The organism is Paenibacillus plantiphilus, from assembly GCF_927798095.1.
Classification (GTDB): domain Bacteria; phylum Bacillota; class Bacilli; order Paenibacillales; family Paenibacillaceae; genus Paenibacillus_Z; species Paenibacillus_Z plantiphilus.
The window spans coordinates 36,054-62,685 of sequence record NZ_CAKMMF010000029.1 but is presented as its reverse complement, the minus strand read 5'-3'; the positions used below and the strand labels follow the sequence as shown (position 1 = coordinate 62,685).

General features: G+C 48.9%; 22 protein-coding genes. 14 read left to right on the top strand and 8 right to left on the bottom strand.

Annotated features, from left to right (window positions below; genetic code table 11):
• Positions 1 to 2: 2 nt before the first annotated feature.
• From L6H65_RS21305 to L6H65_RS21290, 4 genes are read right to left on the bottom strand one after another with little or no spacing between them, the layout of a single operon-like run.
• The gene (locus tag L6H65_RS21305; protein ID WP_236344761.1) at positions 3 to 1,841 is read right to left on the bottom strand and encodes a DUF2194 domain-containing protein; all 1,839 of its coding nucleotides are present in this window, start codon (positions 1,839 to 1,841) and stop codon (positions 3 to 5) included.
• Positions 1,834 to 2,730: a hypothetical protein gene (locus L6H65_RS21300; RefSeq protein ID WP_236344759.1), complete on the bottom strand. Its 897-nt coding sequence runs from the start codon at positions 2,728 to 2,730 to the stop codon at positions 1,834 to 1,836. The genes L6H65_RS21305 and L6H65_RS21300 overlap by 8 nt, the downstream gene beginning before the upstream one ends.
• Entirely contained in the window at positions 2,723 to 4,003 is a 1,281-nt protein-coding gene (locus tag L6H65_RS21295) for a GAF domain-containing protein (RefSeq protein ID WP_236344758.1), read from the bottom strand. Before L6H65_RS21295 ends, L6H65_RS21300 begins: the two co-directional genes overlap by 8 nt.
• On the bottom strand, positions 3,958 to 4,896 hold the full coding sequence (locus L6H65_RS21290; protein WP_236344757.1) for an NAD-dependent epimerase/dehydratase family protein: 939 nt from the start codon (positions 4,894 to 4,896) through the stop codon (positions 3,958 to 3,960). Before L6H65_RS21290 ends, L6H65_RS21295 begins: the two co-directional genes overlap by 46 nt.
• A gap of 112 nt (positions 4,897 to 5,008) precedes the next feature.
• Here L6H65_RS21290 and L6H65_RS21285 point away from each other — a divergent pair, with 112 nt between their 5' ends.
• The 7 genes from L6H65_RS21285 to L6H65_RS21255 all read left to right on the top strand — a co-directional run bounded on the left by L6H65_RS21285 (position 5,009) and on the right by L6H65_RS21255 (position 12,853).
• The gene (locus L6H65_RS21285) at positions 5,009 to 6,019 is read left to right on the top strand and encodes a hypothetical protein (protein ID WP_236344756.1); all 1,011 of its coding nucleotides are present in this window, start codon (positions 5,009 to 5,011) and stop codon (positions 6,017 to 6,019) included.
• 661 nt (positions 6,020 to 6,680) lie between these two features.
• On the top strand, positions 6,681 to 8,090 hold the full coding sequence (locus L6H65_RS21280; protein WP_236344755.1) for an S-layer homology domain-containing protein: 1,410 nt from the start codon (positions 6,681 to 6,683) through the stop codon (positions 8,088 to 8,090).
• 49 nt (positions 8,091 to 8,139) lie between these two features.
• Positions 8,140 to 9,090 (top strand): magnesium/cobalt transporter CorA, encoded by a 951-nt coding sequence (gene corA, locus L6H65_RS21275; protein WP_236344754.1) that lies wholly within the window; start codon positions 8,140 to 8,142, stop codon positions 9,088 to 9,090.
• Between the two features lie 128 nt (positions 9,091 to 9,218).
• Positions 9,219 to 9,785, top strand: a complete 567-nt coding sequence (locus tag L6H65_RS21270) for an RNA polymerase sigma factor (protein WP_236344753.1) — start codon at positions 9,219 to 9,221, stop codon at positions 9,783 to 9,785.
• Positions 9,766 to 11,151: a signal peptidase I gene (lepB, locus tag L6H65_RS21265; RefSeq protein ID WP_236344751.1), complete on the top strand. Its 1,386-nt coding sequence runs from the start codon at positions 9,766 to 9,768 to the stop codon at positions 11,149 to 11,151. Before L6H65_RS21270 ends, lepB begins: the two co-directional genes overlap by 20 nt.
• A 365-nt stretch (positions 11,152 to 11,516) precedes the next feature.
• Positions 11,517 to 12,476 carry a TRM11 family SAM-dependent methyltransferase gene (locus L6H65_RS21260; RefSeq protein ID WP_236344801.1) on the top strand — a complete coding sequence of 320 codons (960 nt, stop codon included), beginning with the start codon at positions 11,517 to 11,519 and terminating at the stop codon, positions 12,474 to 12,476.
• A gap of 191 nt (positions 12,477 to 12,667) precedes the next feature.
• Entirely contained in the window at positions 12,668 to 12,853 is a 186-nt protein-coding gene (locus L6H65_RS21255; protein ID WP_236344749.1) for a YjfB family protein, read from the top strand.
• Positions 12,854 to 12,927: 74 nt separating this feature from the next.
• Here L6H65_RS21255 and speE read toward each other — a convergent pair whose 3' ends face one another.
• Together speE and L6H65_RS21245 are read right to left on the bottom strand one after the other, a co-directional pair.
• Positions 12,928 to 13,797, bottom strand: coding sequence for a polyamine aminopropyltransferase (speE, locus tag L6H65_RS21250; RefSeq protein ID WP_236344748.1), 870 nt, complete (start codon positions 13,795 to 13,797; stop codon positions 12,928 to 12,930).
• Positions 13,787 to 15,079 (bottom strand): saccharopine dehydrogenase NADP-binding domain-containing protein, encoded by a 1,293-nt coding sequence (locus tag L6H65_RS21245; RefSeq protein WP_236344747.1) that lies wholly within the window; start codon positions 15,077 to 15,079, stop codon positions 13,787 to 13,789. Before L6H65_RS21245 ends, speE begins: the two co-directional genes overlap by 11 nt.
• Before the next feature lie 328 nt (positions 15,080 to 15,407).
• Here L6H65_RS21245 and L6H65_RS21240 point away from each other — a divergent pair, with 328 nt between their 5' ends.
• The 5 genes from L6H65_RS21240 (at position 15,408) to L6H65_RS21220 (ending at position 20,050) form a co-directional block, all read left to right on the top strand.
• Positions 15,408 to 15,728, top strand: coding sequence for a PadR family transcriptional regulator (locus tag L6H65_RS21240; protein ID WP_236344746.1), 321 nt, complete (start codon positions 15,408 to 15,410; stop codon positions 15,726 to 15,728).
• The gene (locus L6H65_RS21235; RefSeq protein WP_236344745.1) at positions 15,725 to 16,285 is read left to right on the top strand and encodes an HAAS signaling domain-containing protein; all 561 of its coding nucleotides are present in this window, start codon (positions 15,725 to 15,727) and stop codon (positions 16,283 to 16,285) included. The genes L6H65_RS21240 and L6H65_RS21235 overlap by 4 nt, the downstream gene beginning before the upstream one ends.
• The gene (locus L6H65_RS21230) at positions 16,282 to 17,232 is read left to right on the top strand and encodes a DUF4097 family beta strand repeat-containing protein (RefSeq protein WP_236344744.1); all 951 of its coding nucleotides are present in this window, start codon (positions 16,282 to 16,284) and stop codon (positions 17,230 to 17,232) included. Before L6H65_RS21235 ends, L6H65_RS21230 begins: the two co-directional genes overlap by 4 nt.
• Positions 17,233 to 17,620: 388 nt before the next feature.
• A complete protein-coding gene (locus tag L6H65_RS21225; RefSeq protein WP_236344743.1) occupies positions 17,621 to 19,075 on the top strand; it encodes an HD-GYP domain-containing protein in 1,455 nt (484 codons plus the stop codon).
• Positions 19,076 to 19,603: 528 nt separating this feature from the next.
• Positions 19,604 to 20,050 (top strand): hypothetical protein, encoded by a 447-nt coding sequence (locus tag L6H65_RS21220; protein WP_236344742.1) that lies wholly within the window; start codon positions 19,604 to 19,606, stop codon positions 20,048 to 20,050.
• Positions 20,051 to 20,153: 103 nt separating this feature from the next.
• Here the strand turns inward: L6H65_RS21220 and L6H65_RS21215 are convergent, their stop codons facing one another.
• A complete protein-coding gene (locus tag L6H65_RS21215; RefSeq protein ID WP_236344741.1) occupies positions 20,154 to 21,041 on the bottom strand; it encodes a helix-turn-helix domain-containing protein in 888 nt (295 codons plus the stop codon).
• 546 nt (positions 21,042 to 21,587) lie between these two features.
• On the opposite strand from L6H65_RS21215, the gene L6H65_RS21210 reads away from it, so the two are divergent.
• Both L6H65_RS21210 and L6H65_RS21205 read left to right on the top strand, forming a co-directional pair.
• A complete protein-coding gene (locus L6H65_RS21210) occupies positions 21,588 to 25,424 on the top strand; it encodes a PAS domain S-box protein (protein WP_236344799.1) in 3,837 nt (1,278 codons plus the stop codon).
• A 132-nt stretch (positions 25,425 to 25,556) separates the two neighbouring features.
• Entirely contained in the window at positions 25,557 to 26,267 is a 711-nt protein-coding gene (locus tag L6H65_RS21205; protein ID WP_236344740.1) for a response regulator transcription factor, read from the top strand.
• A gap of 134 nt (positions 26,268 to 26,401) precedes the next feature.
• On the opposite strand, the gene L6H65_RS21200 is transcribed toward L6H65_RS21205, so the two are convergent.
• A complete protein-coding gene (locus tag L6H65_RS21200) occupies positions 26,402 to 26,620 on the bottom strand; it encodes a hypothetical protein (RefSeq protein ID WP_236344738.1) in 219 nt (72 codons plus the stop codon).
• Positions 26,621 to 26,632: the final 12 nt, after the last annotated feature.

Genomic DNA, 26,632 nt, shown 5'->3' with positions numbered 1-26,632 from the left:
GATTACTCATTCCATTCCACGGTGAAAGTAGGGTTCAGCGCCTTGATCAGGTAGACATCATCATCGATGGCGCTTACTTCGCAATGCTGTGTACGGCCTATCTGTTTATCGGATCGAAGTATGAAATATTGCGGACCCGTGTAATGATTGATATAGCCCTTCAGCGCATCAGGCGTCTTGTCGAAGGTTGGCTTGGACAATGTGACCCGCTCGACCTCGTTGCTGGCTTCTGAAGCTGTCATGCTTCTGAGCCAGTCGAAGCGGTTCTCGATATCATTAAGAAAGATCTGATACTGATCGCGCATCTGGAACCATACAAGTCCCTTGTTTCTTCTATCGTCAGTGATATCGTCAGGATGTATGAAATGCGAGAAAATGCCGGCTGTAGTCGCAACATTCGCAATCGTCCACAGCTCGAAGGTATCAGGAGCAAAGCCTGAGCTTACCCGAGGCAAGCTGACATATCCGTCCTCATTGATTCCGAATTCCTGAACATAGGACAAATCATTCGCGTCCTCCAGATAGAGCGACGATATATTCGTGAGATCGGGCATCGACTGCTTTAGCGCTTCTATTCCGTTCGCATCGAGTGCATTGGAAGGAGGAACATAGGTTTTGATTCTGTAATTAGGCAGAACGCTCTGGGAGAATTGAAGGGCTGAATGAATGGAAGCCGCCATATCATCAATGCTTGCCCATGCGTTGTAGCCGAAGCCTTTGGACACCCGCTTGTCCAATGTGAGGGATTGATGGTTGTAGCCGTGTATCCCAATCTCCCCGCCGAGCTTCATGACTTCGCGGCCATAGCGTCCGAAAGTCTCCATATCGCCTCCGTCAATGCGCCAGTTGAAGGGAGGTGTGACATTGTCGCTGTAGTTATGGATAAGAACAGCGGTATAAATTAAGTTATGCTGCTTGGCCAGCCTTATCATATCAGGCCACCAGATGCGGTTGTAGAACTGCTGATTGTTCATCTTGTATTCCCGGAATATATTCAGGTTCGGAACGATCGGAATCGGCGCGGGAAAATCATCAATATACATCAGCTTCGCGTTATAGATGGGATAGATAAAGTCAGGCAGCATCTTGGCGACTGATCCGGCAATGAGGCCGCGGCTTGTTTTCTCCTGCAGCATGGTTCCGTTGCACATGATGAATGTTCCTTGGCCATATGGCATTTCCCATATCAATGGGATGTCAGCCAGTGTAGAGGCATGAACGATTGCCCGCTCGTCCAATTTGAAACGCAGCACGGTATTTTCCAGGGAAGTACCTTTGAAGTCGTAGCCTTCGTAGCCTATGAGCAGGTTGGTGTTGAAATGAATATTGCTTGCGCTCATATATTGACCGACTTCCAGGATGCCCAGCTTGCGATACAAGCGGAAGAACGCGTCATTGTTGTCGGGAAGCGCTGCTAGCATAGCGCTGCCGCCGTTATGGACATAGGAGATAAGCCAGTCCATATCATTAAGCTTCTCCAAATTAGGGAGTGCGAGAATGACGCCGTCAGGCCGAGCATCATTCGGGATGCCCTGAGCGACATCGATCAGCCGCACTTCCTTCTTCATTTCCTTCAGCACCTGAGCCGTATTGTTCTTGATTCGGGTGCTGAATGTATCGGCTGGATCGTATATGATCCACAGTCTGTCTAACGGAATAGCGCTCCAAGCGTTGTCTTGCAGCGCATCAACAGGTTCCAGCTCCGAAGGCCGGAGATCACTGCTTGCATCGCTGAATGACTTCAATAAAACCTCTGATCGGGACACTTGAAGCAGCACTGTCAATATCAGAATGGCAGCCAGAATCAAGGCGATGTGGTTAATAGCTTTTGTCTTAAACATGATGAGCTCCCTTATTCCAATAGCGGATAAGCTGCAGCGTTCGTTGCGAGACCTGTATCGGTGATTGCTTGAGCGCCTCTAGTGTCGTGGTGAAGCGTGCGGCGGAACGCAAACGATACCATAGCTTCAGTTGCACATAATAAGCGGCTTCCGATTCCGGAAACTTCTCCAGGAAAGCGATGCTGGAATCTCTGGCCTTGTCGAAGCGTTCCAGAATAAGCTCGCACTCCACCTTATCTTCGAACTGCTCCTCGCTGCAAGCATCCATCTCGATCAGACCGCCCAGCACATCAGCCTGAAGACGGCGATAGGTGCGCTCCATCCGTCGATCCATGAGATCGGAGTTGAGATAGTGCTTCAACACAGCAGCAGTCTCCTCCAATGTCCGGACATCGCTCGGATTATTCTCATAGGCAACAGATATCTTCTGCAATTCAGCAAGCATGATGCGTTTGAGCTCCATAATGGCAGCGACCGCATAATGGGAGGTTTCTGTATCGTCATTCCGTGTTGCTTTGTTAAGCAGAGGAATCATAGCGATGGAATCGTCCTTAAGCGCATCAAGCACGATCCGCCTCCGTGTGCGATGGTCATTGACGACAAGCGCCTCTTCCAATGGAATCACGTTCAATTCCTTGGCTACATCGATATTAACCAGTGTGTTCCTGTAGGATTCATTAGCACCCATAGCCTCTACGAACCGTTCCGTGTCGGAGTGGGGTTGTCTGGACATGGCGCAGGCGGCGATCAGAGCAAGCAGCAATCCCAGGAACGGGAGCAGCGCTGCGACTACGGCAAGTATGATGTGCTGGGAGCTGCGATTCTGAATGGCATACAGGATATATGCGGATGTAAGCAGATAGTAGGCCATGAGCGCATACTCAAGCATAGGCTTCCTCCTCCTGCAGCAACCTTGCGATGATGCCGCTCTTCTCTAGGCGATCTATTGCAAGCTCCGCGTCTCCCTTGCCTGTGCTGGATAGAAGCATCGTCAATTCGCCATCCAGCAGACCAATGTAATCCGTGCTGCGAAGCGTGTTGGAGAGACTGGCCGCGATATCTTCCATCCTGCGGTTGCCGATCTGTACCGCGAGCAGAATAAAGTCTGTCTGGTTCCGGCTCTTGGCAGCCCGCTTGCTCTCAATCACTTCTTTGAACACATGCTCCTGCATGATCGAGGTATCGTCAATATAACGCTCGCTGCGAGTTGCGGCAACGTACTTGAATGAACGCGAGAGCGAACGGGATACAAGGTCGGAGGCAATGCGGAATAGATTCTCATGATATAACGTGAAATGTCCGAAAGGCAGATCATGCACGCAAATGACAGCGCTTGTCTGGCCTTCATGGATAACTGCAGCTGCCAGCATGGGCGCATTCGGGATTAAGTCCTTGTTGGCATAAATCGCGCCAGTACGAATGACCTCCGCAATCTCCGGGCTGCTGTTGATGTTCAACGATCGAGGCACATCAAACTCCCGGTCGGAGGATTTGGCCATCAGCCGCAAATAATCGGAGTCGTTGTTTACGGCATAGATGGACAGCTGCTTCGTATCCAATAAATCCTCCATCACATTGACCGCCATCATGACGACGCGATCCGGCTCCAGACTTTCGAGCTCGCCCAATATCGTATGCAGGCGGCCGAGACTGTCGCGGCTCGTTAGAACCTGCTTCTGCAGCGTATCCTTCACGTTGCGAGTATCGTTATAGACATTCATCAGGAATTCATACTTTTGCTGCTCCAGCTTAAGCTCTGTCCGCTGTTCCTTCAGCTCTCGCTTATACTTATCTCTTATAAACCCGATGACCAGTCCTATGAACAGATAGATAGACGCTTTGAACAGAATATCTGGATCGGTTATAATAGAGCCCCAGAATCGGCCAGCATTCACATTCTCGAAGAATACGAATGCTGTGGCAGCAAGGGCAGCGGGGAATGATTGCTTGGTTCCATGAAATAATCCCATGAGCAGAATATATAAAGTAAACAGGTCAATACCGTTCGAAGAATACAGTGCGGCGTCTGATGTCGAGACAAATATTACTGCTGAGAACAGCAGGGCGTTCTCGATATATCCGCGCAGCTTGCGTAACCACCTCCATCCTTTAGTCGTTACTTTTTTTCGATTGCAGGCTCCAATTCTGCCGCAGTCATCCATTCATAGGTGAGCAGCAGACCTTCATTGATTGTATAGAGGGGAACCCAGTCAAGCTGGTGCTTCACTTGCGTGTTATCCAGACATGACCGGTCGATATCGCCAAGACGAGACTCGCGGTAGGAGGGCGACTTGACCGTTGCGAAGGAACGGATCGTCTCAATCAGCTCATTGATGCTCGTTTCCCTGTTTGTCGACAGGTTCATCACACCGGTCGCATCGCTGAGCGCGCCACGGTATACCGCATCAGCCACATCATGCACATAAATAAAATCGCGAGTCTGCGAGCCGTCTCCGAACACTGTAAGCGTCCTGTTGTCTCTGACGCCCTGCAAAAAAATCGAGACAACGCCGCCTTCTCCGCCATTGCCCTGGCGGGGCCCGTAAACATTGGCAAAGCGGAAGCACAATGTATCCAGGCCGTAGAATTGGCCCCACTTCTCACAATACAGCTCGCCGAGCCGCTTGTTCATGCCATACATCGATTCCGTCTCGCAGATCTCATCCTCTTTGAGCGGCAGTGTTGAGGCATTGCCATACACAGCGGCGGAGGAAGCGAAGATCACTTTTTTAACGCCATTCTTCGAGGCGCAATTCAATATATTCACAAGTCCAAGTATATTCGTCTTTGTGTCTACGGCAGGCTCATTAATAGAAGTAACAACATCGATCTGCGCCGCGAGATGAACAACAATGTCAAAACCTACGCTTTGAAAAATCTGATCGCAGGCAGGGTCCTCGACATTCATCAGGAACGACTTGTGCGGAATCGCAACATGCTCTTCCCGGCCAGTTATCAGACTATCAATAATATAGATGCTGTGTCCCTCTTTATAGAAACGCTCTGCAACAGCGGAACCTATAAAGCCGTAACCGCCTGTAATGAGTACATTCATGACGACACTCCTTAGTGATGTTTAGCGAAAGCAAGTCTCTTGCTGATACACTGGCATTATCCTGCGAATCATCCTATAATCGACATACAGTGACTTGGATGGGGGAAAGAGGATGTCAGTCTACCGCGTATTGCTGCTGGTTCTTTGTCTCACTGTAGGTATAGGTGCTTCAAGTTCGCCAGCCAGCATAGAGAGAAAAGCAGGGTATAGATTGCTTATTTATTATGGCAGCCCGGAAGGAATTAATGATGTCTGGGATGTGGGCAAGGCTGCAGAGATATTCGCCGAATATGACTATATCGTTCTGGGGGCTGGTCTGGAGGAGTCCAAGCATTCCTACCATGACTCAACGATTGAGGTCATAAAGGTAACAAAAGAGCTTCATCCAGATGTTGTTATATTCGGATATGTAGATCTTGGTGTTACGACGGATAATCACTCCATGGCCGTGCTGCAGGATAAAACAAGAAAGTGGAAGGAGCTTGGAGCGGATGGCATCTTTCTGGATGATGCCGGCTATGATTACCATGTTTCACGAAGCAGGCTTAATGAAACGGTAAAATTCATACATAACAACGGCATGTCTGCTTTCGTCAACGCTTGGCGCCCGGACGATATTATGGGAAGCAGCTTTGACCGTGTATACAACCCGCGAATGCAGGTGACTTTGCTGGATGAACGTGATTATTATTTAGTAGAGGATTTCATGCTGCCGATTGATGTGAGCAATCCGATGAGCGAGAGTGTATTTCGACCCAAGTTCAAAACCAAAATGGACAAGTCGCTCTATTATCGAAATAAACTAGGCATCCGATTAATGAGTGTAAGCGTCATTGACTACAGAACATTTTCGGAATCGGCGGTACGAAAGTTTTTTCGTATGAACGAGGCAGGTTCTGGAGTATTCTCGCTTGATGCTTACGGTGTTGCTCCGACACATTTCAGTGCGGCAAAACCCCATCAGAACGAAGTGAGGCTATTCCCTTATATGGAAAACTATATGGATTACTATGATCGCAAGGGCAAGGTCATTGCAAAATATAACAATCAAGACTTTGCAAGAGATTCGTTCAGGGTGCATTCTGTGAAAGGCCTGCACTATTATAACTATCCCAGGCAATGACGGGATCGTAGAATGAGTAGCGGCTATAGAAAATAATTGTAAGCCCTTTTATGAGGGAATACAAGCATGTGTTAACATTAAATTAACAAAAATCGATAATAATCGACCAATTCTGCATCATTATTTTGGTATAAATGGAATACTGAAAGCGATTGCATAGAGTGGTGGAAATTAGTCGGCCCTCGCTTCATACAGCGAGGGCCATTGTGTGTGTTCGCAGCTTTACCAGCGTTAGCTAGACACTAACGGAGGATACGATGGCGAACGATATATTTAGCGTAACGCATTGGTTTTATGACTCACTTCACGAAAACAACGAAAGCCCTAATCCTCTCAGTCGTCCTTGCGGTTCCAAGACCGCGCCAGTATGAATCCGTGTTCCTTCAAGCAGCCGGAATAAAAGGAAAGTGTTAACTGGATGGGAGGTGATCCAACATCATAAATCGGGGTTAAACCGGAGGTTACACTAACATACAATCATTTATTATACATGTGATCGCAGTATGTGTCAATATTGAATATCGTGCTGTGTGTCATGCTGCTGAGATGCTCATGGGATGAGAAGGAAGCAGGATATAGTCTGCAGGAACTACCGTAGAGGCAGAGAAGTTATGGTATGATGAATGAAACGCAGTCGAAATTTAGGAGGAAGCTTCGCATTATGAATGTTAAACGCCTTGCTGCAGCAGGGATACTCTGCCTGACAGCTCTAATGATGATGACGGCTCCGATTCGCACTTATGCCGCTAATGATGCGCCCAGTCCATGGGCGGTTGCAGATATTGCGGAAGCAGAGGAAAGCGGACTTATTCCCTCCAAGCTAAGCAAGCAGCTTCATGGGGCGCTCACTCGGGAGCAGTTCAGCCAATTGTCGATTCTTCTCTATAAGGCATTAACGAATATAACACCTTCTACACCAAGGGTGAATCCGTTCAAGGATACGAGCAGCTTCAGTGTGCTGCAAGCGCTCGGGCTTGGCATCGTGAAGGGAACAAGCAGCACCGCTTTTTCTCCGAATGCGGCAGTCACGCGTGAGCAAGCGGCGGTCATGCTGCTCAAAACGCTGGAGAAAGCGGGAAGGACAGACAGGCTGCAGGTTGATGATGCGGCAATTCCCCTGTTCGCCGATGCGGCCAAGCTGTCGGGATGGTCTCGGGATGCTGTTGAGACATTGAGCGCGCTGGATCTGATGAAGGGTGACGACAGTGGCGGCAGCTTGCGGTTTTTGCCGCAATTGTCGATTACTCGTGAGCAGGGAATTGTGCTTGTGAACCGGATTTATAAGCAGCTTGGAACCCTTCATGTTAATGATGAGTTTGACTTGCTGAAGGTGCCTGGCCAGCATTTGCCTGTCGTTATTCACGATGCTCGGACGAAACAGGTCTATGAGAAGGCAAAGGATATTTTGAAGGAAATAACGAAACCGGACATGACGGAATATGAGACAGAGCTGGCTATTCACGACTACCTGCTGCAGAATATTGCTTATGATTATGACAATTATAAGAAGAATACCGTGCCGGATGATTCCTATACGATGTATGGAGCGTTAATCAATGGAGTAGCTGTCTGTCAAGGGTATGCCTATTCGGCCAAATTGCTGCTGGAGATGGCTGGCATTGAAGCGCATATTGTGACAGGAGCAGCAAACGGTATCGCTCATGCGTGGAATAAGGTCAGAATTGGCGGTGAGTACTACAATCTGGATGTGACCTGGGATGATCCTGTGCCAGATGTAAAGGGACGGGTAACGTACGGTTACTTCAATGTGACGGATGAGGAATTGAGCAAGGATCATAAGTGGAGCGACAAGCTGCCTGTGGCGAAGAGTGTGACGTATAATTATTTTGCCTACAATGGACTGACAGTCTCCAGCAAAGCGGAATTCGATGCGCGTATCACCAGCGCCATTGAATCCAGATTGAGTTCGATCACGCTGAAAAGAACGTTCAAGGACGAACAGGATACTGCCAGCTGGAAGAGTCTTATCGGGCAATTCGCTTTTGTTGCTCAATATTCGATTGTTACCGATCAAAGCGGTGTTATTACAGTGGCCTTCACGTATCGGTAATGGTGATGTGTCCGAAGATGGTCCGCTTCTTAGGAGAGGAAGAGACGGAATGATCCGCACGCTTATTGTGATGAAAAACCACGAAATTTATGAAAATATTCCGCTGCAGGATATCAATCGGGATGAGATCAGCTGGTTTTGGGCGGATTTCAGCGAGCCGACAGAGGCGGAATCGAAGCTGCTGGAGAGCTACTTTCAGTTTCATCCGCTAGCGATTGAGGATTGTCTCATGTTTCTTCAACGGCCCAAGATGGATCATTATTCGGATGTTCATTTTCTCGTGATGCATGCGCTTCATGAAGGGACGCTTCAGGCTGATGAGGTGGATATGTTCATCGGGCGCGGATATCTGGTTACCTTCCATCTGCAGCCGCTTAAGGTCATTGATGAGGCCTGGTCCAAGATCGGAATCATGCCGCCTCCCCAGAGGTACGGCTATTTGCAGGCTGCTCATTTGGTAATCGACAAGATGGTGGATTATTATTTTCCCGCTGTCTATGCGATTGAAGATCAACTGCTTGAATTCGACACCTCCGAAGACAGCCATACGAATCAGAATGAGCTCAGTCAGGTGTTCAAGATGAGGACGAAGCTGCTCAAGCTGCGCAAAACGATAGTTCCGATGCGGGACCTGCTGTACCGCATTATTAATTCGCAGCGGATTGAGGGGCTGCAGGAATACCTGGTGTTTTTTACGGATATTCATGATCATTTGCTCAAGCTGTCTGAGATGGTGGATTCCAACCGGGATATGACCTCCGATATACGGGATCATTATATGTCGCTCAGCTCGAATCGAATGAATACGATTATGAAGACGCTCACGGTTATTACGACCATCTTCATGCCGCTCACGTTCATCGCCGGAATATATGGAATGAATTTCGACCGTATGCCTGAATTGAGCTGGCCGTTCGGGTACTTCATTGTGCTCGGAGCCATGGGCTGCCTTGGGCTAGGCATGTTTTTCTGGTTCAAGCTGAAGGGCTGGTTCAAATAGGTGTTAGATTGTGAATGCTCCACTGTTCTTTATCGATCGCAGATAAGGGACGGTGTTTTTTTTTGCGCAAATCGGCAACTTTACAGGTTTCAATTCGTCTAATTGGCGTGCAAAGGGGAGGGGACGAATTGGACAGAGACAGAGAGGACGACTCGCTCAAATATGTGACGGCTTTAGAGCCGCCGGATTTCAGGAGGGTGATGGAAGCTTACAGTGAGGATATTTGGAATTATGCCTATTTCCTAAGCAAGAAGAGGGAGCTCGCTGACGATCTCGCTCAGGAGACGTTCGTTAAAGCATTCAAGCAGCTGGGGAGCTACAGGGGAGAAGCCTCTGTAAAAACATGGCTGATTGCGATAACACGCAATACCTGGTACAGCTATCGAAAAACAGCGTTTATACGAAAAGTAACCCTTGTCGGCTTCCTTCCCTCGAAGGGAGCGGCGGTATCGGCAGAGACGGAATATATGCGCCGAGCTTACAGCGACGAAGTATGGGAGGCTGTGCTTGCTCTGCCGTTGAAATATCGGGAAGCGCTGGTCCTTCAAGCGCATTATCATATGTCGGTAGAGGAGATTGGGAAGATGCAGGGAATCAGTGCAACTGCAGTGAAATCCCGCTTGCGCCGGGCCAAGGAACGGGCTGGCAAGCTGCTGAAGGAGAGGGGGGCTTGGGATGAAGAGGACAGAGTCTGATTGGACGAAGCGGTTGGAGAAGCGTCCGTTTCGCGACATGCAATTTACGACTGGGATGTGGGAACAGGTTGAGGAACGATTGCATGCTGCGAAGCAGAAGCGAAATCGTCGGATACAGCGCAGATTAGCTGGAGGCGGCCTGGCTGTCGTTGCACTCTTTATGATTGCGGCAGTGGCGCTGTGGGCGGATCCTTCCTTGCAAGCTCGATTGTTTGGCCGATTCGATCAAGGGCGCTCGCCAATTGTAGATACATCCACTCCGGAGATGCTTCCGCTTCTGCAAGAAGCTGAGCCGTCGATGTTTATTCATGAAATAAGCGATGATGCGATGGCATGGTCCTATGGTGCGGGAACGGCACTCGTCATTGATCCCGATTATTATTCCGCGCATGCTGTTTCGAGAGGTGACATGATCTACTATAAACGCAAAGTCCCGAAAGCGGAGACAGGACCTGGTGGACGCTACGCTTATTCGGTAATGCGAGTAATCGGGATGCCGGGAGAACGGGTGCAGATCAGGAGGAACCAAATTTACATTGATAATCACAAGCTGGAAGCGTTCTACGGCAATGGGACTAGAGGAAGGCAGGATATTCAACTGGACGAAGCCCAATCGGCGCTGGCTGATGATGTTCAACTCGGAGAAGGGGAATATTATTTGCTGGGAGATATTTGGTGGCGAAGCGGTGACTATGGCGTCTTTTCGCTAAGTGAATTGGCAGGGAAGGCAGTAGGCTATGTGAAGAAGCAGCCGAAGACAACGGCGAGTTGGGTGAAGCAGTACCATGAGGGGGAATTTGTGATCTATGCGGAGGAAGGCGCGGAATCGGGGATGTACCGCAGGTACGAGGTCGCATGGAGAGATATGGCTAAAAATTTCGACTGGAGAGGAACAGACAATCCCTCCTATACACCACAGGTGATGCTGGCCGATGTTGACCATGACAAGACGGTTGAGGCTGTTATTGTGATGGTTACAGGGTATGGGACCGGAGTCTACGAGAAGGAGGTTCATATTGTCCGTGAGAATCTCACAGAGATACCGGTCGCAGATCCGGTAGACGCAGCTCAAAAAGCGGTAACGAAAGCGCAGGTTCGAGCAGAGGGGGAGCGGGTAGTCGCTGAATTGGCCATCGGCGGGCAGACGTTAACGGAGGAATATGCGGCTGATGATGCGGAGCTATGGTTCGAGGAGCCCGGTATCGGCTCTATCATTGAATTTCGGATGGATGAAGAGGGCTATCTGACAGCCGACTTGTCGGTATTCGCATCGCCGGGAATGTACATGGCAGATCTATCTGTCAGGTACGATTGGAAGGACGGCGAGTTGATCCCTGTACGATTTGCAATCACTGATCGATCGTAGTCGCGGGAGAAAATGAAGAGGCGGGCGGTTCGCCGGGCCATTGGACTGCTGAAGCAGCCCGCTTTTATTAGACGAGTCACCATATAATCGGCAGGAGTGCTATAATTAGGGGCGCAATAATTTAATTGCTTCAGAAACGAAATTGCAGAATAAAACAGAAGAAACTATATGTTGAATGAAAGAACAACAGAGCGGAGCAGGGGAATGTTTCTGGAGAAGCGTCAGCGCTCGCCTTTGTTCCCGGAATTCCACCATGAGCCACTTAAATTCAAGAATTCCGGGAACAACAGCGATCGAAAGAACATTCCATAGCGCAGCGGCCTGCTTGTTCCTAAAACTATACAGAATGGATGGTTTGCGTGCTTATGCAAGTTGGGAATGCAGGATCGCCAATCTATTTATATACCTTTGTCTGTCATGAGGATGAGGCTGAGCTGTGCGCGATGGAGCTGCGGGTATTATTCGGCTGTGCTGGAGAACGGGGTTATTTATTAAGTGCAATAGATGTTCCTCTCGGACGCAGCCCCTTCATCAAGAACAAGCTGGATATCTGGTTTCGGGGATGCGATATCGCAGGAATCGCTGAATATGCGGCTGGAATCGAGCTGAACAATGCCACGTTCAAGGTCAGCTTCATCGCAACGGACGGCAGCGAGTCGTATGAGGATAAACGGGGAATTGAACGGCAAATTGGCGGCAGTATTCGCGGTAAAGCTGAGATGAGGGAGCCGCAGCGTTCATTCGGTGCGGCAAACATACATGGCGAGTGGGTATTTGGCGAGTATGGGAAGAGTGAGCCAGTGTGGTTAAAATATAATGAGAAGCCGCAGCATTATTCCACGGCGCTTAGTACACGAGTAGCGAGGGCGATCGTCAATATAGCGGCTCCGCAGCCAGAGGGCTTGCGTGTCATTGATCCCTGCTGCGGAATCGGGACTGTCATTATTGAGGCGATGTCGATGGGAATCAACATTGTTGGAGCGGACATCAATCCGTTGGCCATTCGCGGGGCGCGGATTAATTTGGCGTATTACGGCATGCCTGATGTCGTACGTCTTACAGATATGCGGACACTCAGCGGTCATTATGATGTTGCGATTATTGATCTGCCTTACAATTTATGCTCTACATTATCAGATGAGGAACGGTTGTCTATGCTCCAGAGTGGAAGGAGATTGGCCGACAGGATAATCATCGTCACCACAGAGGATGTAGACGAATCTATTGCTCAAGCAGAATTGCGTATAGATGATCGTTGCATCGTTCGTAAAGGCCGGTTTGAACGGCATATTCTTCTTTGCAGCAGCAAGAGCAAGCTGGCTTGATTTTGCTGCTGCTCTAAAGCGCGGAAGGATAAAAGCCGATAGACAACTTATCGGCCCCATATCGACGCAAGGCATGTGGTCGACCGCTGTCATGCGATGCTTCACCGAGCCCAGGGAGCTGCGCCCGGTCGATAGTCTGCAAGCTGACAGCAAGAAGTATGCGTAAAACATTAGTTAGGAGGATGATCATTATGGACATCCAAAGCATCAGTTCGGCAGCATCAGGACAGGCAATGTCACAACTGAAGCAGCAGGCGGGTATTGCTGTAATGGCAAAATCGCTGGATAATATGCAGCTTCAAGGCCAACTGCTCATTAAGATGATGGAGCAGAGCGTTCAGCCTCATTTGGGCGGCAATCTCGATATCCGTTTGTAACAGACGTCAAGCACAACGAATAGGCTGTCCCAAGAGCAGGTTGCTGCTAATGGGACAGCCTATTCGTTTAGGTGTCATCGTAAAGCTGCTCTTATATTCTCAGGGAGTTCGAAAGACGCTTTTGCGATAGAGGCATTAATATACCGGGTTTCGAGCGGGAGCTTGTCAAAGCTTGCTGTAAGCGGGTCATGCCGTTTCGAGGCAACGGTGAAGCTCCAGATGCCCCCGGGGAAGGATGGGATTGTCGTCAAATAAGTCCTTACGATGGGAAATAACGCGCGCAGCCGTTCGCGAGTCCTCTTCAGACCCTTCATATCAAAGAATGGCGACCCGGATTGGAATACTGCTACGCCGTCATAGCTTAGACTAGTATAAATATGCTTGTAGAAGGCTCTGGAATATAAGACAGCCGCTGGCCCGTAAGGGTCTGAACGGTCGACGAGCAGGACATCGATTCTCTCCTGCTGCTTCTGAATCCAGAGCGCCCCATCCTCATGGCTTATCGTAATTCGCGGATCGTCTTCCAGTGTCTGATTGGGGTTGAACCACATTCGGCTGACGGTGGTTACCCGTGGATCGATCTCTACAACGTCAATTTGCTTAATGCCCGGATATTTCACTGCTTCTCGCGATGGTCCGCAGTCGCCGCCGCCAATCATGGCTACATGCTGAGGAGCCGGATGCGTCAGCAGCCCGATGTGCGAAATCATTTCATTGTAGATGTACCCGTCCTTCTCTGTTACTTGCGGTACGCCATCAAGGACAAGCATGCGACCGAAGGCAGCAGTCTCCGCAACGCTAATCTCTTGATACTTCGAGCGTTCGAAATGGAGCAAGCGGTTGATCCGATAACCGACCTCCATATGAAGCTCTGGCAGATCATCCCACAGCCATAGCTCGGCATCCTCCTTCTCATAACCGGTGAGCAGCCCATCATCCGCCATAGCTATCGCCCTCTTCTTCTGTCCAGACGTGCATGCGATCCAGCAGCAGTCCTTCTGATTTGTCATTGCTTCCGATGACAAACTGTGACATATAATAGCTCAAATAATCGCCGTATCGGCATTCCTGTCCATATGTTTCCAACAGCTCATCCACCCAGTACACACCAGGAGCGACAGCATCCAGCAGCAGCGTGCTTATTGCGCCGTATACGCCACAGGCTACCTGCCAGTACGTTGCATTCGTCCCGAACAAAGGGTAGATCGTTTCGCTGCTGGAGACATTATACATATATCGCTCCTTGTCTTTATAGACTAGTAATACACCAACCAGATCTTCTCCGCTTAGCTCTCCGTCTGCAGGGTCCAGCACCTTCTGTTTCCAATCCCATAATACATCTGAGTCGTCCAAATGCTCACGAATTGCGGCAGTCGTAACATCGTTAACCTGATAAATAAATCCGCTTTCCACACCATATTGACGAGCAATCGTGATACTCTCCTCATGGGGCATCAGACAGCCTTTGAATTGGATAGAGCCGAGAGTGACGTCAAATTCCAGCTCGAACGGCTGGTAATAGAGGAACAGAGGCGTTTGCTTCGAAACGATCATCGGCAAATTCAGAACCGCCTCGTCGAGAAAGCAGTCCGCTGACCAGGTAGAGTAGATCGTTTCAGCTTCCGCAAGTGATCGATCTGCGTAGAAGGTGCTGTCCCGTTCGACGATGTAGCAGCCCAGCGGCTGTTCGTCTGGATGCATCCCTATCAGTTTATGGGCCATCCATTGTACGACACCGGGATTCATGCCGGAGCCGATAATGGCTTTCAGTCGGGTGAATGAATGCCGTGCCTCTTCAAAACGAATCGACCGTTCGATCAATGTGAAGCTTTCAAGCTCGGGTAGATCATCGACCTCTTTGTTCTCCAATGCAGTGTTCACATAAGCGATGCCAAGCTCATTGCAGCATTCCATTACTGTAATTGTATCCGCCCACGACAAATCAACGACGAGCTGAGTGCCGGTCGCTTGCAGATGCTGCAGCAGCTTGCTGCTGTCGTTCAAATCGAATTGATGCAGCTTCAAGCTGGGTGTCAGATTCGGGCAGCAGCTGTTGTAATGGGATAGCGGACGTTGTTGTTGATCGATACAATGAATCCTGCTGTTTAAGAGACGATGATACAGCGGGCTATCCGGATCAGCGGCAGAATGATTCAATACGGATAGTACAGCTTTGGCGACACCGCCGCCGCTGCCGAATATCGAAATGACAAGTTGCTCTTCCATGGAATAGCTTCCTCCTTGTTAAACGAGTGTTAGTTCTAACTTATGAGCAAGCAGTGGGACGTGCCTGATTCGGATGACAGGCGACTAACATCCAAGCTGTGCGCAGGATCAAAGTGATAGTGGCGGATAGGCAATTGCAGAGAGGCATCTGGTTACAGGCAATTGGAAGAGGAGAAGGGGAATGAATTGTAAAGATTTAATAAAATTTCCCATGCTATGTTGCATTAATGAATAGTAAGTCATATACTATAGCTGTAAGAGCTTATTTTTTTGGACAGCTATTCTACAATGATGAATACCAAACGATATTTTATAGGGAGCGGCTGTTATGAATGTGCAGTTTAAGAAAGGCGTATTGGAATTGTGCGTGCTGACTTTGACAGCTTGGGAGGATCGGTATGGTTATGAGCTTGCCGTATCGATCTCGCAAAAATTCGAAGTGGCAGTCGGAAGCGTGTACCCGCTGTTGAATCGATTGACGATGGAAGGCTATTTCTCGACTTACTTGAGGGAGTCTCCGGAAGGGCCCCCTCGCAAATATTACAAGCTGACACCACTCGGTCATTCGCATTTAATTGCGCTGACTGTGGAATGGCGAACGTTTGCGCAAGCAGTGGACGAAATTATCAAGGAAGGTGTCGAACGATGATAAGACAGCAATATCTTCAGCAGCTATGGGAGCTTCTATCGCCTGTGCCGGAGCCGATCAAACGGGACTGGATGTATGATTATGAGGAGCATTTCCGCATTGCGACAGAGAGCGGCAGATCAGAGGAGGAAGTGGCTGCCGAGCTTGGCGACCCGCGCCAAATTGCCAAGGAGCTGCTTCTCGGATATCGGGTTGAGCAAGCAGCGGACAAGAACGGCAGCATTACGCATGTATCGCGGGCGGTACTGGCGGCGGTCAGTCTGGGGTTCTTCAACTTAATATTCGTGCTTGGGCCTTACATCGCGCTGCTGGCTATACTGGTAGCCTTCTACACCGTTTCCTTTGCATTGTGTGTTGTAGCGCTTGGCGCAATTTATGAGTCGATATGGGGAACTGACTTGACTTATTTGCAGGGCTCGTCACTGGCTGCGGTGCTGATGGGGCTGGGGATTTTGGCTGGCATCGGAACACATCGTCTGGCTCGCGGAGTGGCAAGAATGACGCTTAACTATTTGAAGTTTAATTCCAAAATGATTACCAGGGGGAATAAGAAATGAGAAACTGGATTGTTGTCGCTCTCATATTAATCGTTATCGGACTTATCGGAATGACCTCATCCTTCAGCATTGAAGGACTGCTCTCTGGAGGAGCAGAGCAATACAGCAAAGAGGAGACACTCGATGCCGCTGACGTCAAGGAAATCCAATTCGAGGTTGGGTCCATGGATATGGAGATTGTGCCGAGTTCCTCGGATATGATTAGAGCAAAAATTTCTGGCGATGCGAGCAAGAAGTTTCACGACAATATTATTTTGAAGCTGGAACGTGACGGGGATAGAGTGAAAATTATTGCGGACACGGACGAAGGCTTCTCAATCGGCTTCAGTGTAATGAATCTTGACCTCAGAGTTGAGATTCCGGCTCGCAAGTGGGAGGAGCTCATGCTCGATACAGGCAGCGGCAATATGGATGTGAAGGACATTGCGGCAGAAGTCATCAGAGTGAATGGCGGTTCTGGCGATTTCACGGTAGAAGGAATCGAGGTGGATCAATTCATCGCTGAATTGGGCAGCGGCGAATTCGATCTTCGGGAGCTGAAGGCAGCGAATGTCGAAGTGAAAGTTAATTCAGGCAACACAACCTTCAAGCAGGTGACAGCAAGCAAGATAGCTATTGAAGGCGGCAGTGGCAATGTTGAGCTGATTGACAGTGATGCCGAGTTGAAGGCGTCGATCAGCAGCGGCAACATTACGGTGGAGTTGGATGAGATTCAGCATGCAATGAATTTGGAGACGGGAAGCGGCAATGTTACGATCGCTACGGACAAGAAGCCGGAATCGGCACGCATTAAATTCAACCATGGCTCAGGGGACTTGTACAATGATTGGAATGACACGGATGAATCTATCGACGGCGACGACACAAAGAATGTTACATTTGGCGATGGCGATGCTGTTGTACAGGTGAGGACAGGCTCAGGAAATTTGACGCTAGAGCATCGTTAAGATGGAATTCGCAGTATTATATACGAGGAATTAGATGGTTGAGAAGGACTTCCGCCTTGCTTTTGTGAGGGGAAGTTCTTTCTTTATGTTAATTATGTAAAGTATTTGTAAGAAAATTAAATTGATTGCATAATAAATTTAATATGTTATGACTAAAGTACTAAATATTTTCGGTAAAATAACCGATATTGTCGAAGAAAGACTATTTATAGATGGCGATATGTTTGTCGAAGCCTCCATAAGCTATTTTGTTGAAACAATTGGCGGAGGTCGATGGTGCTAAATAATTCAACTTCCGCATTCTGCCTCCAATGCTGTAGGGGACAGGATGCGACTCCAGTAGATGTATAGTCGGTCAGTCATCATGAGTTGAACAGGAGGAACTTCCTTGCGTGGAAGAGTTAGGTCCATTGTTGGGCCGTTATTGTCGATGGTGCTGCCAATCGTAATCTTCGAATGGCTACGCTCATCGCGGGACATCGATATTTCTGTACATTCGCCAACCGGACATTTTTACATTGTTAGTGCAATATCCGGGCTTGCCTTGATTCTTGCGGTCGCTGTCGGCATTGCGGGACAACGTTTGCGCAACTTGAAGGTTGGCTTCTTGTCCCTGTCCTATGTATCGTTAGCGGGGGTGTTTGTCCTTCACGGTCTGTCGACGCCAGGATTTCTGATGGATCATGCGAGCATGGCTGGCGTTGCTGCTCAAATCAGCATCACACTAGCCGCTCTATGGTTGTGCCTATCTGCTGTATCGCCTGACAATTTTGTCATTCGCATGCTCGCCAAACGGAGGAGATGGTTGATTCCGGGCTGGCTTCTGCTTATGGCATTGTTTGGTCTGTTCTCGATGAGCTATCCTGAGTTGATCAATCATTTGCCTCTGGAGCGGGAGCCGTACAAGTGGATTGTTGCAGGGATGACGGCTGTTGTCTGCTTGTGGACGATGTATCGTTATTGGCAATCCTATCGCGCAGCTCAATTTCCGCTGCAGGGCGCAATCGTCTACAGTCTTGGCTGGCTGTTTGCATCGCAATATATTATGGTGACGGGGTCGATTTGGCAGCTTAGCTGGTGGTTGTATCATTTGCTGCTGCTTGGCTCGATGGTGATGATGATCGGCGGACTTATCCAGCAGTATTTCTCGCAAGGATCAATTAGCTCATCCTTGAAGGTGCTGTTCCAATCCGACCCTCGCGTATGGCTGGAAGCATGCATGACGCCAAGCGTCCGGGCTCTGATTATGGCGACCGAGGTGCGCGATGCGTACACCGCAGGACATAATATGCGAGTCGCGTTATATGCGCTGCGTCTTGCGGAGGAGATGGAGCTGACAAGCGACCAGCTTCGCGCGATTGCGCAAGGAGGCGTCGTTCATGATGTCGGCAAGCTGAAGGTGCCGGATTCGATCTTGAACAAGCCAGGCAAGCTTACAAATGAAGAGCGCCATATCATAGAGCTGCATCCCGTGTCAGGTTATGATATGTGCAAGCGGCTTGGATTCTTGCATGATGAGCTGTCGGTTATTCGATCCCACCATGAGAAGTGGGACGGCTCAGGCTATCCCGACCGTATCGCAGGGGAGAATATTCCGCTGCTGGCGCGGATAACGGCTATAGCAGATGTCTACGATGCTCTGACCTCATCGCGCTCCTATCGCAAAGCGATGTCGCATAAAGAGGCGATGGCCATTATTGAGAAGGAGCAGGGGACGCACTTTGATCCTGTCTGCGTTGCGGCATGGGTGCGTCTTGCTCAGGAGGACATCGAGTTCTTCCGCGAAATGGCAGCCAGCGACCGGGGAATTAGACTCGTTCAGGCTCGTGAAGCGGCGCAATAAACAGCTAGCTGGAAATATAGGAACAGCCGATTGCTCATACTTTTGAGCATCGGCTGTTTTTTTGTGGTGGCGGCTTATAGAACAAGCCGCTGGGAAAATTGACTCCATGTTTTTTATTTTCACTTTTTTATAAATGATTGCAACCTTTTAACGGAAAAAATGATTTAAATAGTGTGGGGATCGAGATCGATCGGGCAAACAGTTATTGCGGGTTTAATGGCAAGAATTGCGAGTGAGCAAAGGGTCGAGAGGACGAAGCTAAGAAATGCTATGAATATAGTGATTCTATAAATAAGGCGGTGTATTTTCGCTGCAAAAGAACCTTTACCCAAATATCCCTTAAGTTTACAAATTAATTAATGTGTGATATATTTAGCGTAATAAAGGATTTTACTCGAACAGGGTACGTCCTAGTCTTCGTCCTAGTCTTCATAGTAGATTTTAATTACTTAAGCTATCTGCATTAAAATCTCCCCATGTTGATAAGCTGGCCAGCTATCATAATAAAATGAACTAGGAGGAAAATAATTGAAAACAAAACGATTAGTCATGTTGCTTTTTGCTGCTCTGTTGGTAAGCGGGATTTCTTTCTCTCAATCGGCATCTGCATATCCAGGTGTTGCAGAAACGCCGTACACTGCTATTTCGCTTCAAAATGACCAATTCTACAGCGGTTACATCTTGTATCCTAATTATGCAGATGTAGATTGGTTCAAGTGGACGAATAATACAGGATCAAATGTTAATATTAGCCTTTTCCTCTGGTCTCCTAATTACACTAATTTTGATTTCGTAGTCAGAATGTTTAGTCCCGATGGGAGTTCATTGCCTGCATACGAAAATGAAGATGGCACAATAGATTCTTTTGGGATCACTAATTTGCTACCAGGAGCAACTGTATACTGGAGGGTTGCAGGACATAACGGCACATACAGCCTGTCTGACCAATACACGACATGGATTCACATTAATTGATAGGGTTTCAGAGTCAGAGGTTTTGAAGAGTTGAAGACATCAAAAACAGCCGATCCCGCATGTGCAGGATCGGCTGTTTTTTACCATGTCAATTAATAAGCGTTTAATCAGGCCAAATCTGCCTGGGGGCGACGAGCAATTCTGCAGCGATCAGTTCGGCGGTCAGGCGCTGTGGCTTGCGGATTTTGCCATTGCGCAGCTTGGATATAGTTTGCTGTGAGATGCCGGTCATATCGGACAGCTGCTGTGTGGATATGTTATTTCTGGCCATGAGCACCTTCAAGGTGACGGAAGGGGAGGTTTTCTCTGTTAGGGGCCGCAGATCGGTTACGACAAAGGCATATTGCTCCAATCTGCCGTCCCCGTTGAAGAACGGACAGAAGGTGACATGTACTTCAAGCTTGCATACATTTGCGATTATGTTAGTACGCACAATTAAGCTTTCAGCCTGCTTCCGATTTACTGCCTGCTCGATAACTCTCATCATATGATCGGTCTCGCTTTCCTCTATGAAGCTGAAGGCGGATTGCCGTTCTACAGGCAGGTCCCCGCTAATCATCGGCAGGGGGTAGTTTTGGTTCATTTGTTGAATAATAAAATCAGGACTGGTAACGCCGGAAATAAGCACCTTATGCGATTTGCTCAACTGATTGATCCATGATTTAGCGGAAATATCCTCAGCTATGATAAGATAAGAAGGCTGCTCGGCATCCTCGATGAATTGCCATGTCAATTGCAATTGTATCGCAGGGCTGGCAGGCTTATGATGATTTAGGCAACAAGATATGGTTCCTTGATTTTTGAAGCATATACTGTCGTTCCAAGCCGCGAACAATTGGCCAGGCAATGTTCCTATTAGCTCTGCTTCCGAGCAACCGACGAGCCGAGTGAAGGAAGGGCTGGCACATTGGAACTGCAAATGATCGCCTTTTCTATAGATAACGGCCATCGGTGTATGAATGATTTGTGAGATAGAGTCGAATACTGTCATACTGCCTGCTCCTTATGGTGTGTCTCCGGATGTCTATCTAGAAGTATAAAAAAGCTGTCCAATATTATCAACTGGTTAATAATTTAAACTCGCTTGCAAGAAAGGGTTCTATCGGTCGAATATTGAATGTAGGAAAGGATGGGACGCTTCAGCAGAGCGTTGAGAGTCCTTTATAATAGAATGAAATTCTCTCATAATAAAGTATGACGATATTCCGTCTCTACAAAGAAGGGAAGCGCAGTAAATGAACGAATGCAAGATAGAAGGCTGCTATAAGCCGATTAAAGCAAAGGGATTGTGCTCTATGCATCATCAACGCTGGCGCAGGCACGGGGACCCGCTTGTTACAAAGGTCCGCCAATCTCTTTATCCGCATACATGCCAATGGCTCAAATGCGAAAGACCGACAGTTAGCAAGGGATTCTGCTCCAAGCATTACTATATTAAACGGACTCTCGTGCTGGTTTGACCACTATGAAGGTTTTGCAGCAAAAGGTATAATAGTCCCAAAGGTACCAATGCCTAGGGGGACAATAATTGAAGACAATGTCGCTTCGTACGAAAGTGCTGGCGCTGGCTGTACTGATCACCTTCATTCCGCTGTCCATTGTCGGAATCGGTAATTATCAGACTGCGAAGCAAACCATAATGGAAGGTCTAATCAATAATGCCTATACGAAGGTGCAGAACAGCGCTTCTAATCTATCCGCATGGATCGATGCGAGACGTGCCGAGGTAGAGGTCATGAGCCGCACGGATCAGGTTCGTTCAGGCACTGAATATGAACGCGAGGTTTATTTTCGCACGGAAACATTAAGGAAGGGCTCGGAATTCTATACGATTGGCTTCGCTGATTTGGAAGGAAATGTGAAGCTGAGCAACGGGAAAAGGATTCAGATCGGAGAGCAGCACTGGTTTCATGAAGCGATTAAAGGCAAGACTGTCATTACCGATCCCTTTATTAGCGAGTTTTCCAGTGACAAAATATTTGTTATCCAAGCCCCGGTATACAGCGGCTCCAGACAGGTTATTGGGATTGTCGATGCGGCAATTTTAACGGATAGTTTGTATGAGCAGCACTTAAACTTCCATGTTGGGGAGTCAGATAAGGTCTTTGTGTATACGGAGGACGGATCGATCGCCGGCCACTTGACGGGAGAGGCAATGAATGGCTCCTCCATTCTGTCGCCAGAGCTTCCATTCGCGGAGGTCGCCGCGGATATGCTGAAACTGTCGCATGGCTATAGCAGTCTGGAGAATGAAAGGGGACGCTCTCTGGTCTTCTATTCGAAGGTCGAGGGAACAAGCTGGCATATTGCGCTTCATGTTCCGCTGCAGGAGATCGAGCAGCCGTTGTATGCCCTTCTGTGGCGGACGGCTTTATCGATATTAATTGCAGAAGGCATTATGATTCTGCTGTTATATATTTTGACCGATCGGTTCGTGATTCGAATCAAGCGGATACTGCATGTGACAGAAGCGGCGTCAGCAGGTGACTTTAACGTTAACTCGGTCTCAGAGGAAGGCGGCGACGAAATCTCGCAGCTGTCCCATTCCGTCAATATGATGAAGCTTCATCTTAGAGATATGTTCGGCAGGATGGAATCGATTATTAACCAGAATCAATACGCCTTTATCGTTCTTGACGACAAATATCGGGTTACTTATTTCAGTAAAGCCGCAGAAGCGATGCTGGGCTACAAGGCGGAAGAGGTTGTGCATAAGGCGACAGGGGCGCTGTTCATCGATCCGGAGGATCTGCGGGCGGAAGCTGCTCGCCTGAGCGAGAGGCTCGGGCGCGAAGTTGCTCCGGATGAGTCGGTCTTCCAGGCGCTGAGAGGCGAGCGGTTCTCCTATGAGCGGGAGTGGATGTATGTGCGCAAGGATGGCTCCAGATTCCCGGTTTCGCACAGCTCCAACGGCATACGCGACAGCGAAGGCCGCTTTATAGGTGTGGCGGGTATCGCACGCGATATTACGGAGCAGAAGCAAGCGGAGAAAACCCGCAATCAGCAGCTGGAAGTGATGGAGGCGGCGCTGGATCTGATCGCATCCTTTGATGAACAAGGGCTGCTATGGTATCTGAATCCAGCTGGACGCAAGCTTCTGGGCATCGATCCTTTGTCGGAGGACAGCCCGAATGATTTGGTGTCGCGACAGACGGTCAGCGAGTTGCTTGAGGGAATTGCCGGTGCAAGGAAGCTGGGTTATCAGGAGAGCGAGGCTCTGCTCAGAACGGTTCAGGGCGATGTGGTGCACGTATCCAAAATATTAGTCGCGCATCGCGACGAGCTGACAGGAGAGACCTTCTATTCCTGCATCGCCCGTGACATCACGGAGCAGAAGCGCGTGCAGTCTGAATTGGTTCAGGCGAAGCGGGCAGCGGATGAAGCGAATATGGCGAAGAGTCGATTTCTGGCTCGAATGAGCCATGAGATTCGGACGCCGCTCGCTGGCATAATCGGATTGACAAGTCTGCTGCAGAAGACCGAGCTGAACGATTTGCAGCAGGATTACTTGAACAAGACAAGGACATCGTCAGAAGCGCTGCTTGGCATAATCAACGATATTCTGGACTTCTCCAAGGTTGAAGCAGGCCGAATTGAACTGAATGAAGTAGCCTTTGACCCCGAACAGCTTATTCATAAGCTCGCTAATATGCTGGGGGTGTTCGTGGGCGGCAAGGAGCAGTTTGAGTTTATCGTTGAGACGCCGGACAAGCTGCCCTCCGCTCTTATCGGAGATCCGCTGCGAGTCGAGCAGGTGCTGCTCAACCTCTGTGTCAATGCGATCAAATTTACCGAACGCGGGCATGTTAGGCTGAAGCTCGAATTGCTGGATGAGGCTTCGACAGATGCTACTTCTATTCGGTTTACGGTTGAGGATACAGGGATAGGCATGACCAAGGAGGGGCTCGACAAGCTGTTCATGCCATTTACTCAGGTTGGAATTGAGACGAACCGGAGATATGGCGGAACGGGTCTTGGTCTTGTTATTGTACAAAGTCTCATCGAGATGATGGGAGGCGTCATCACGGTTGAGAGCAGGCAGGAGGAAGGCAGTACATTTACCTTTACTCTGCGGTTTGCAATTGCTTCTCCTGCACAAGAGCGGCGCTATCGCATTGGACAAGATGACGGATTTGCAATCTGGATCGTTGAGGATTATGCCATGATGTCCGATTTTCTATGCGCAGAGCTGGAGAGTATGGGGCTGTCGCCCATTGTTCATTCCTCTTGGAAAGCCTCCTATGAGCGGCTGGAAAGAGTGGGGATTGGAGCGCTGCCGGATGCGGTGCTGCTGGATTTTGAAATGAAGGATATGTTTGGCGAGCAGACCTGGAGGGCATACCACGAGACAGCTAAGCTGGCTGGCGTGCACACCATAGCGATGACGACTGCTTATGGCCGCGAGGAGCTGCTGAAGCTGTCGGAATCTCAGCTGCCGGATGCTATCCTGGTAAAGCCTATTGATCGGATCAGTCTGCATCAGGCCATGCTGACAACGCTGGAGCAGCAGTCAAGCCAAGTGGGAGCAGCTGCGATCGAACCTGTTATTGCAGCAGAATCGGTGAAGCTGCGAAGGGGGCATATTCTGCTTGGTGAGGATAACAAAATCAATCAGCTCGTAGCGATGGAGCAGCTGCGTGAATGGGGCTACACGGTGGATGTGGCTGAGACAGGGACTGAGGTGCTCCGCAAGCTGGAGCAGAATCAATGGGATTTGATATTGATGGATATTCATATGCCGGAGATGGATGGCGACGAAGCTGCACGGTTAATCCGTATGGATTCCAAATACGACAGGCTGCCGATTGTAGCGCTGACTGCCAATATTATTCGCGAAGATCATGATCGTTATATCCAGATTGGAATGAATGATGTGCTGACCAAGCCGATTCAACCGGAGAGAATGCTTCAGGTGATAACGAAATGGCTGAGCGTAGGCGGAGAGCATCGCCTGGGAACAGGCAAGGAAACGGAAGCCGCAAGAGCGGCATACAAGCCGCTTCTAGCTCACGAGCAGGGATTCCCGCTTATTGTGCCAGGGATGGATATAGAAGCCGCATTACGGAGAGTGAATGGGAAACGTGATATTCTGAATCACATGCTCAAGCTGTTCGTCCGTGATTATGCGACATTCGATATTCAACTGGAGCAATCGCTTGCGGGCGGCGATTATCAGCTGGCTAGACGGTTGACGCATACGCTGAAAGGGGTTGCCAGCAATTTGTCGGCGGCTGAGCTTGCGGCGAGGGCAACTGAGCTTGAAGCCTTGTTGAAAGTCCCGGAAGATTCTAAGGATGCCGCAGCTATGCGGACCGCTATCGAAAATGTTAGAAATGTGCTTATTCCAATGATTAGAGCGTTGGATAACAAATGACAAATAAGAAATAATCGACAATTTCTCCTAACATTTTTCTAACAATCTATTGTTGGGTTTTGTCGGCTATTGTATGATGATAGTAGGTACATTCAGAAGACCAATCTTCAATTCCCTCAAAGGTGGAGTTTGATGTACAAGATACTAGTCATTGAAGATGACGTCATGATGAGCGATATGCTATCGATGTATTTGTCGGAAGAGGGCTATGGAGTTAGACAGGCTCAGAATGGCGAGACTGGATTAGAGCTGCTGGAGCAATACGATCCCGATTTGATTCTGCTCGATTTAATGCTTCCGGATTGGGATGGAACGAGCCTGTGTCAGCAAATCCGGCAATCTTCCTGCATACCCATTATGATCGTATCGATGAAATCAGAAGTGTCAGAGCGGGTTCAAGCGCTGCGTGCCGGAGCAGATGATTATCTGTGCAAGCCGTTCAGCATGCATGAGTTAAGTGCAAGAGTGGAAGCGCTTATACGCCGCGCGAGGTTGATTCAGCCTATTGCTATAGGCGCCAACCACGAGAATTCACATCGGCCAGAGCCGCCCATACGTCTGGATACGGAGCGCCGGCTTCTGCTTGTGCATGGGGAACTGGTGGAGACGACTTTCTCAGAGTTCGAACTGATGAAATTGTTTCTTATGCATCCAGGCAAGGTATTCAGCCGAGAGGATCTAATTAATGCCATTCGCGGATTCGATTCCTTCATCACCGATCGAGCAATAGATGTGCATATTGTTAATCTTCGTCGCAAGGTAGAGGGCAATCCTAAGGAGCCCAAATTCATTCGAACCGTATGGGGTGTTGGTTATAAATATATGAGTGAGACGAGTGTTTAGTACTTCGATCCCGGCGTTAGAGGCTGTACGCGAACAGTTATTGAACTGCAGCGTGCAGCCTCTGTTTCTTTCCCAAAATGAAAAATTGGAGACGCCCTGAAGAACGTCTCCAACTGTTAACGGACGTGAGTCCGTTAGCAAACTTCCATATAAAGTTTGGTTCCATCATTGTATTGTAGAATCGCTACGTCGCGAATCATTTCGACTGACGCTATCCGTCTCCACTTTTTGCGGAAATCAAAGTTGTATTCCATTTCAAGCAGCTTATTATGAAGTAGTTCTGGGTAGGTTGCTTGCTCGGAAGGGTAGTGGACGGGAACGGTACGATTCTTGAAGGTAATTACCTTCGTCATCGCCATGCACCT